The following is an 8,534-nucleotide window of genomic DNA, read 5'->3' as shown; positions in this document are numbered from 1 at the left end:
CGAGTTCGAATCTCGTCTCGCGCTTTTATTTCAGCTAAAATGCATTATCGTATATTGGGCTATCGCCAAGCGGTAAGGCACAGGACTTTGACTCCTGCATTCGCTGGTTCGAATCCAGCTAGCCCAGGTCTCAAATCCAGCTGAACAGTTGGTATAATGGGGTATCGCCAAGCGGTAAGGCAACGGATTCTGATTCCGTCATTCGCAGGTTCGAATCCTGCTACCCTAGTTTAAGAGAGTCTGAATAGACTCTCTTTTTCTTTTGTTAAGAATATTGTGAGAAATAAAAACGGCACTGTCGTAGAAAAGCAGTGCCGTTTTTGTTATACTGAGAAAAAGAATGGAGGGACTACTGTGAAGAAGATACTGATTTTGATGATGGCATTTATGATGTTGTTTGGAACAACAGCGTTGGCAAAAGACGAAAAAGATTTTGAAAAGATAAAATTAAAGGCAAGTGGAGAAGAAATTGAATTTGATATAGAAGGACAAGTACATAAAATGGATTGTAGTTGTTTGCCGGATCCGGAAATCAAGATGGTATTTCCAGAAGATTTTGATGCAGATGGAAAAAAACTGTATTTCCGAATCAAATGGCAGACAGATAACGCGGAAGAAGTTGATATGGATAATTATTATATTCCTCCAAGAATATTTGCTGTAACATTAAAGGATGCGGAAGGCGAGGAGTTAGAAATGAGCATCCGTGTGGAATATGATAAAAAGGTTCAGGGCGGAGTGACACATTCTCTGTGGCTGGTTGGCGGTGACGATTATAAAGATAATTTTTTGAAGGGGAAAAAAGATATTCTACTGCGAGAAGACTTTGTGGTATTTGAAGAACCGGAAGAAAAAACGCCTACAGAGGTTCTTTTGACAGTTGGAAAACAGACAATTCAATATAAAGGCGAGGAAAAACATATTTTAGAGCCTATCATTTTAAATGACCAAGGGAGAATCATGGTTGCGGCGAAAGATGTTGGCATGGTGACGGAAGGAGCCCAGACAGTAGGATTCAACATTCTTTGGAATAAGGAGACAAAAACTGTAACACTGCAAATGGGAGCAAGAACGATCTCCATGGCAGAAGGAGACCACAGATGGTTGTATCAGGGGCAAGAGATGCAGACAGGTACAGTACCTGAAATCAGAAATGGAATCATGTATCTGCCATTGAGAGAAATGGCGCAGGTTTTTGATTATAACCTCACATGGGATGGTGAGACGCAAACGGTTTGTTTATATAGAGATGCATATTAAGAAAAGATCATCGGAAGAAATTTCCGCGATCTTTTAAAATCATTGTCAGATTTAGCATGTTCTGGGCAAATAGATATATAGAAAGGGACAGAGCCATGGATGAAAAAAATTACTGGAGCTGCTGCAAAAGAGAAAGAATAATTGTTGATTTTATCAATAAAAATCATCCTTCTTTTTTATGAGAAATGCAAAAATATCTTTCAAAATTGCATGATTGGTGGTATACTATTAATATCTATACATCTGTAAAAAATTAGCCGATGGTTTTAGAATAGGAGGCTGGTCATAATGGCAGCAAAATTGGAAAACGAATATGGCGTTATTAGTATTGACCGTGAAGTAATTGCAAGAATTGCAGGTTATGCAGCGATCGAATGTTATGGCATCGTTGGCATGGCAGCGAAAAATGTAAAAGATGGTCTGGTTCAGCTGTTGAAGCTGGAAAGCCTGACAAAAGGCATCAAGATGACGATCGATGCAAATAAAGTAAGCATTGACCTGCATATCATCGTGGAATACGGCACAAATATTTCCGCCATTGCAGACAATATCATCAGCACTGTGAAATACACAGTGGAAGACCAGACAGGTCTGGAAGTAGAAAACGTGAATATTTTCGTTGACGGCGTAAGAGTCGACGGTTGAGCAAGAGGAGGAAATGAGTGGTGAGTAGTACAACGACACTGAATGGCGTTCGCCTGGGCAGAATGATCATTGCCGGTGCGAACGAATTGGCAGCGAATAAACAGCTGGTAGACGCAATGAATGTATTCCCTGTACCCGATGGTGATACAGGTACAAATATGTCTCTGACGGTTATGGCTGCGGCAAGAGAAGCAGAAAAGAAAGGCTCTCTGATGGCGGCTGATGTAACAAAAGCAGCATCCAGCGGCGCGCTGAGAGGCGCAAGAGGTAACTCCGGCGTTATCACTTCCCAGCTGTTCCGTGGCTTTGCAAAAGGCCTGGAAGGTCTGGAAGAAGCGGGCGTAAAGGAACTGGCTGCAGCGGCAGAACAGGCTGTAAAAACAGCTTATAAAGCCGTAATGAAACCCAAGGAAGGTACCATCCTGACAGTAGCGAGAGGCTGTGCGGAAGCAGCTGCAAAACTGGCAGAAGAAACAGAAGATATCGAAGTATTCCTGAAAGGTATCATTGAATATGGTCACGAAGTGCTGGCACAGACACCCGAAATGCTGCCTGTACTGAAACAGGCTGGCGTAGTGGATGCCGGCGGCAGAGGTTTGCTGTATATCCTGGAAGGTGCCCTGAAACAGATGGGCGGCGACCTGCCTGTAACACTGAATGATGGTCAGAGCACAGCAGCGGCTCCTGAAATGGATTTTGCTTCTTTGGCTTCCATCGAAAATGAAAGCATTACTTTTGGTTACTGCACAGAATTCTTCATCAACGTAAAAGATGCAGATGAAGCAGTGACAACTGGTTTGAAATCTTATCTGGGTACTATTGGTGACTCCATCGTATGCGTAGCAGATGATGAGATCATCAAAATCCACGTACACACAGACCATCCCGGTCTGGCGATCGAAAAGGCACTGACGATCGGCAGCCTGAGCGGTCTGAAAATCGACAATATGCGTGAACAGCATACAAATAAGATCAACTTCGCAGGCGAAGCAGCAGCAGCGCCCAGTGCCCCTGTTGCTGCCCCTGTAGAATCTGCAGTGGAACAGCCTAAAAAAGACGTTGGTTTTGTTTCCATTTCCGCAGGCGAAGGCCTGACAAACATCTTCAAAAACCTGGGTGTTGATGAAGTCATCGAAGGCGGTCAGACAATGAACCCCAGTACAGAAGATATCCTGAATGCGGTGGACAAGATCAACGCAGACCACATCTTCGTACTGCCTAATAATAAAAACATCATTCTGGCAGCGGAACAGGCAGCAAAACTGAGCGAAGATAAGAAACTGCATGTGATCCCTTCCCGTTCCGTACCCGAAGGTATCAGCGCGATGTTCTGCTTCGAAGCAGATGCTGACCCCGATGAAATGGAAGCAGCAATGAAGGATGCAATCAAACTGGTAGATACAGCAACTGTAACATACGCAGTAAGAGATACTTCCATCGGCGATAAGGAAATCAAAGAAGGCAATATCCTGGGCATGCTGAATGACCAGATTGAAGTGGTTGCTGATGATGTTATGGAAGGCACAAAAGAACTGATCAAAGCATCCATCAAGGATGAAAGCGAAGTAGTTGGTATCTACTATGGCGCTGACGCAACAGAAGAAAGTGCAGAGGAACTGGCTGCATTTATCGAAGAAAACTACCCTGATTGTGAAGTAGAAGTACAGAGCGGCGGTCAGCCTTTGTATTACTACATCATCTCTGTGGAATAAGAAAAAGTATCATAAGGAAACAAAACAGGGAGAGATTCTTGCGGGAATTCTCCCTGTTGTTATTTTAGAAAGGAGGAGAAATCTATGGAATGGAACAGCCCTGTATCGACCTTGAAGGGTATTGGGGAGCAGAGAGAACGAAAACTGCAGAAACTGGATATTTATACGATAGAAGATTTGCTGACTCATTACCCCAGAGAATACAAGGACAGAAGTGAGATCATCAAAATTGCAGACCTGCCCATGGATGAACCCTCCACATTTCTTGCCCAGATCAAGGAAGAAGGGCAGAACAGCCGACACGGCAGGCTGGTCTATACCCGCATGAAGGTGTATGACGAAACAGGCTCTGTGGGCGTGCTTTGGTATAACCAGCCCTATATGAAAAACAGCCTGAAGATGGGCGAATGGTATCTTTTCTCTGGAAAACTGCAGAAAAAATACGGAAGGAAAGAAATTTTATCTCCTGAATGTGAGCGCATCGGGGAGAACTTCGCAGGGGGACGAATCATCCCTGTGTATCCTGCTTCCGTGGGCATTTCACAGAAAATGCTCCGCAACCTGATGGAAGAAGCGCTTTCTCAGATGAGCGGCGGCATGCGGGAGGAACTTCCCCTTTGGCTCAGAAAGGAATATAAGCTGGCAGAACGGAATTTTGCCATTGAAAATATCCATTTTCCGAAAACAGAACAGGGCTTTTATGATGCCCGAAGACGATTGGTTTTTGAGGAACTCTTCATCCTGCAAACAGCCCTTTACCAACTGAAAAATACGCTGGAGGACAGTGGAGAGGGCATTATTTTAAAGAAGAAAAAAGCCTTGCAGGAAGGAGAAGCACTGCTTCCTTTTGCCCTGACCAATGCCCAGAAGCGCGTGCTGAAAGAAATTGAAAAAGACATGACTTCGGGCAAAATTATGAACCGTTTGGTGCAGGGGGATGTAGGCAGTGGGAAAACGGCTGTTGCAATTATCACAGCATATTGGGCCATCAAAAATGGCTATCAGGCGACCATTATGGCACCTACGGAAGTGCTGGCAAATCAGCATTTTGAGTCCTTTCAGAAAATTTTTGAACCTGTGGGTATCGAAGTGGTGCTGCTGACAGGCAGCCTGAAAGCAAAGGAAAAACGGGAAACCTTGGAGAAGGTGGCAAATGGCGAAGCCCAGATGATCGTTGGTACCCATGCAGTGATCCAGAAGGGCGTGGAATTCTACAAACTGGGTTTGGCAATCACTGACGAACAGCACCGTTTTGGCGTACGCCAGAGAAGCACCCTGGCGGATAAGGGAGAAAATGTCCATACTCTTGTTATGACGGCAACGCCTATCCCTAGAACGTTGGCCTTGATTCTGTATGGCGATCTGGATATCTCCATCATCGACGAACTTCCTCCCGGCAGACAGAAGATCGACACTTCCGCCGTAGACAGCCGCTATCATCAGCGCATTTATGCCTTTATCCAGAAGCATGTAGCGGCGGGCAGACAGGCTTATGTCATCTGTCCGATGATCGAGGAAAGTGAAAAACTGGAAGTACAGTCCGTTTTGAATTATACGGAAGAATTGGTAAAAGAACTGCCTGATTGCCGCGTGGCTTGTGTCCACGGCAAAATGAAGGCAAAGGAAAAACAGGAAATTATGGATGGCTTTGCGGCGGGAAATATTGATGTTCTGGTTTCTACGACAGTTATTGAAGTTGGCATCAACGTACCCAATGCCACCATTATGCTCATTGAAAATGCGGAGCGATTCGGCTTGGCGCAGCTGCATCAGCTGCGGGGGCGAGTGGGCCGTGGCAGCGAAAAATCCTATTGTATCCTTGTCAGCGATACAAAAACGAAAGTAGCGAAAGAGCGTATGAAAACCATGACGGAATCGGAGGATGGTTTTGTCATTTCGGAAAAAGATTTGAAATTACGTGGACCGGGTGAATTTTTCGGCATCCGACAGCATGGTCTGCCGGAATTGAAGATCGCTGATCTATATAAAGATATGGCAATTTTGAAGGAAGCCCAGAGCGCAGCGGCGGAATTATTGAAAAAAGACAGGGCTTTGGAGGCGGTAGATCATCAGCTTTTGAGGGAACATATTGAAGGATATCTGGAAGAAAAGAGTCTGGAAATGTGAGTTTTTCGTTGTTTTTTCTCTTTTTGGTTGTCAATTGAAAATTTTTTTGCTATACTCTAAACGATATAATGTAAAATTAGGTGTTTTGGGTGGTGCAGACAGTATGCGTGTTATCGCAGGAGCAGCAAAGGGTCATAATCTGCAGACCATCGAAGGGCTGGAAACCAGACCTACGACGGACAGGATCAAAGAAACCCTCTTCAATATCATAGCGTTTGATCTGCCTGAGTGCAGTTTTCTGGATCTTTTTTCCGGCAGTGGTGCCATTGGCATTGAAGCTCTTTCCAGAGGCGCAAAGGAAGCTGTTTTTGTGGATGCGGCTGCAGAATGTCAGAAAGTCATCACGGCTAATCTGCAGCATACAAAACTGCAGGACAGGGCAAGATTGATGAAAACGGATGTTTTCTCTGCGCTGGACAAGCTGGCGGCGGAAGGAAAGAAATTCGACATCATTTTTATGGACCCGCCCTATGCAGCGGGGCTTTATGAACCCGTGTTGGAAAAAATTATGGAGAAGGGACTTTTGAAAGAAGAAGGATATCTTATCACAGAAGGTTCTTCCCAAATCCCCTTAACACCCCCGGCAGGTATGAAGATCCTGCGTGAAAAAGTGTACAAGACAACGATTTTAACGTTCTTGTGCCTGGAGGAAGAAGTAGTATGAGAAAAGCAATTTATGCGGGCAGTTTCGACCCTGTGACCCTGGGGCATATGGATATCATCGAAAGAGCCGCAAAATTATTCGACACCTTAGTGGTGGCAGTGTTGGAAAACCCCAACAAAAAATCTCTTTTTACCGTAGAAGAGAGAAAACATCATCTGGAATTGGCAACAAAACACATTGAAAATGTAGAGGTCGCTTCTTTCCGTGGACTTTTTGTAGATTTCGCAAAGGAGATCGGCGCGAATGTGGCAGTCAGAGGGCTGCGCAATACGCTGGATTTCTCTGCGGAATATCCTATGTTTCTTGTGAACCGCAAGCTGTATAACGAAATTGAGACCGTTTATCTGGCAGCGGATGAAGAACATCTGGCGCTGAGTTCCACAAATGTGAAGGAAGTTGCAGTTTTCGGCGGCGATATCAGTTTTATGGTGCCCGCTGAAATCAAACCGTTTATTATAGAAAAATATCAGAAGTGAGGGAGATAGAATGGATTCTGTACTGCAGTTATTAGATGAATTGGAAGACGTTATGGACAGCAGCAAGGCTGTGCCTTTCAGCAACAAAGTTTCCGTTGATAAAGAAGAAATTTATGATATCATCAGCGAGATCCGCATGAAACTGCCCAATGAACTGAAACAGTCCAAATGGGTCATCGAAGAAAGAAATAAAATTCTGATCGATGCACAGAGAGAAGCAGATGAAATCGTGAAAAATGCGGAAGATCGTATGGTTCGCATGATCGATGATAATGAAGTAACAAAAAAGGCTTATGAACAGGCTGCAGCCATCATCGATTCTGCAAAGAAAACATCAAAAGAAATGCGTTTGGGCGCCATGGAATACGCAGAAAGCGTACTGGCAGATGCAGAAGGCAAGCTGAAAGAACTGAAAGCAGTTGTTTACAGCGAAAGCATCAAGACAGACGATTACTTTGGTCAGACACTGAATGTACTGGCAGAAAACATTCAGGAACTGCGCATGGGCAAATAATCAGCCTCTGTGGAGGATAGCGTAACAAAATACGCTAATGAAAAACAGGCTTGGCAAGAGCCATAAAAACGACAATGTAAAAGCAGTTTCCGTGAAAGAAGAAAACACGGGGACTGCTTTTTGTGCGTTCTGTTCGAAAAACGGATAGAGAAAATAGAAGAAAAGACTGCTGAAAAGGGCATTTGTGAGCTTTCCTTTGAGGTAGTCTTTTTTTAATACAGGGATAGAGGACAACACGCCGAAGGTCTGTCCCAAAATGGAAAGCCCGCCGAAGGAAACGAGGAATGAAACCAGAGCCAGCCGCAGGCGAAGCCCATCGGGAGACTGGCTCAGCAGATATGCCCCATTGGTCATTTCCAGAATACCACTGCAAAAGCCCTGCAAGGTTTCCGTGGAAAGGGGCAGAAAGAACAGCAGGCGGGAAAGCAGAGAGAAAAAGTTTGTTTGTTCCATAGCTTCGGAAAGTGCCCCGAAAAGAATGAGATATCCGCCAATGAGAAGCACCGTATTTACTGCATCGGAAACGGAAGCGGAAAGGGCTTCTGTGAGAGAAACTTCCGAATTGGAAGCGGGATATATATGGGAAACGCAAGATGCTTTTTTTCTTCGGAAACGCCAGAGGATGCCTGTTGTCATGGCGCCAAGAAAAGAACAGAGCAGCAGCCCGTAGCCGAAAAGGGGCATGCCGAAAAAACCCACGCCAATCGTGCCAATCAAAAACAGGGGGCCGGGATTATTGGAGAAAACCAGGATATGCTGGGCTTCGTTGAGGGTGATGAGCTTTTTTTCATAAAGCATGGCGGTGATCTTCGCCCCCATGGGATAACCGGAAAGGATACCTAGAAAGAAAGAAAATGCGGCAATGCCGGGCAATTTAAACAGCGGCCCCATCAATGGGCGCAACGCGGCGCCCATCCGCTCTGCAGTACCAATGCGCAGAAGGATGCCACAGGCGGCAATGAAAGGGAACAGGGAAGGAAATACTTTCGTTAGCCAGAGTTGGATGCTCTCCGCAGAAGCGGCAAGCATGGCTTGGGGAAAACGCAATAGGGCATAAATCAGAAAACAGGCACAGAACCCTAGTATCATAGTCGATTTCTTCATGGGAAAACCTCGTTTCAGAGATAACTATGATA

8 protein-coding genes and 2 tRNA genes are annotated in these 8,534 nt (G+C 45.0%); 9 read left to right on the top strand and 1 reads right to left on the bottom strand.

Annotated elements, in window-relative coordinates; genetic code table 11:
- The first annotated feature begins 55 nt into the window (after positions 1–55).
- The 9 genes from IJ369_RS08825 (at position 56) to IJ369_RS08785 (ending at position 7,398) form a co-directional block, all read left to right on the top strand.
- Positions 56–127, top strand: a tRNA-Gln gene (locus tag IJ369_RS08825).
- A gap of 30 nt (positions 128–157) precedes the next feature.
- Positions 158–229 (top strand) — tRNA-Gln (locus tag IJ369_RS08820).
- 125 nt (positions 230–354) lie between these two features.
- Positions 355–1,260 carry a copper amine oxidase N-terminal domain-containing protein gene (locus IJ369_RS08815; RefSeq protein ID WP_290718223.1) on the top strand — a complete coding sequence of 302 codons (906 nt, stop codon included), beginning with the start codon at positions 355–357 and terminating at the stop codon, positions 1,258–1,260.
- Between the two features lie 288 nt (positions 1,261–1,548).
- Positions 1,549–1,905 carry an Asp23/Gls24 family envelope stress response protein gene (locus IJ369_RS08810; protein WP_290718221.1) on the top strand — a complete coding sequence of 119 codons (357 nt, stop codon included), beginning with the start codon at positions 1,549–1,551 and terminating at the stop codon, positions 1,903–1,905.
- Positions 1,906–1,925: 20 nt separating this feature from the next.
- A complete protein-coding gene (locus IJ369_RS08805; protein WP_330612984.1) occupies positions 1,926–3,617 on the top strand; it encodes a DAK2 domain-containing protein in 1,692 nt (563 codons plus the stop codon).
- Between the two features lie 84 nt (positions 3,618–3,701).
- Positions 3,702–5,744, top strand: a complete 2,043-nt coding sequence (gene recG, locus IJ369_RS08800) for an ATP-dependent DNA helicase RecG (RefSeq protein WP_290718219.1) — start codon at positions 3,702–3,704, stop codon at positions 5,742–5,744.
- A gap of 103 nt (positions 5,745–5,847) precedes the next feature.
- A complete protein-coding gene (gene rsmD, locus IJ369_RS08795) occupies positions 5,848–6,408 on the top strand; it encodes a 16S rRNA (guanine(966)-N(2))-methyltransferase RsmD (protein ID WP_290718217.1) in 561 nt (186 codons plus the stop codon).
- On the top strand, positions 6,405–6,884 hold the full coding sequence (gene coaD, locus IJ369_RS08790) for a pantetheine-phosphate adenylyltransferase (protein WP_290718215.1): 480 nt from the start codon (positions 6,405–6,407) through the stop codon (positions 6,882–6,884). The genes rsmD and coaD overlap by 4 nt, the downstream gene beginning before the upstream one ends.
- Positions 6,885–6,894: 10 nt before the next feature.
- Positions 6,895–7,398, top strand: a complete 504-nt coding sequence (locus IJ369_RS08785) for an ATPase (RefSeq protein ID WP_290718213.1) — start codon at positions 6,895–6,897, stop codon at positions 7,396–7,398.
- Here IJ369_RS08785 and IJ369_RS08780 read toward each other — a convergent pair whose 3' ends face one another.
- Entirely contained in the window at positions 7,399–8,502 is a 1,104-nt protein-coding gene (locus tag IJ369_RS08780; RefSeq protein WP_290718211.1) for a nucleoside recognition domain-containing protein, read from the bottom strand. It lies immediately after the preceding gene.
- Between the last annotated feature and the right edge of the window lie 32 nt (positions 8,503–8,534).

This window comes from Anaerotignum sp. (assembly GCF_017483025.1).
In the GTDB taxonomy this organism is placed as follows: domain Bacteria; phylum Bacillota; class Clostridia; order Lachnospirales; family Anaerotignaceae; genus Anaerotignum_A.
This window is presented reverse-complemented; position numbering and strand designations above follow the sequence as displayed.

What these genes read in the sequence shown, in the direction of transcription:
- IJ369_RS08810 (WP_290718221.1), top strand. Translation starts at nt 1,549, where the DNA reads ATGGCAGCAAAATTGGAAAACGAATATGGCGTTATTAGTATTGACCGT.
- recG (WP_290718219.1), top strand. Translation starts at nt 3,702, where the DNA reads ATGGAATGGAACAGCCCTGTATCGACCTTGAAGGGTATTGGGGAGCAG.
- rsmD (WP_290718217.1), top strand. Translation starts at nt 5,848, where the DNA reads ATGCGTGTTATCGCAGGAGCAGCAAAGGGTCATAATCTGCAGACCATC.
- coaD (WP_290718215.1), top strand. Translation starts at nt 6,405, where the DNA reads ATGAGAAAAGCAATTTATGCGGGCAGTTTCGACCCTGTGACCCTGGGG.
- IJ369_RS08785 (WP_290718213.1), top strand. Translation starts at nt 6,895, where the DNA reads ATGGATTCTGTACTGCAGTTATTAGATGAATTGGAAGACGTTATGGAC.
- IJ369_RS08780 (WP_290718211.1), bottom strand. Translation starts at nt 8,502, where the DNA reads ATGAAGAAATCGACTATGATACTAGGGTTCTGTGCCTGTTTTCTGATT.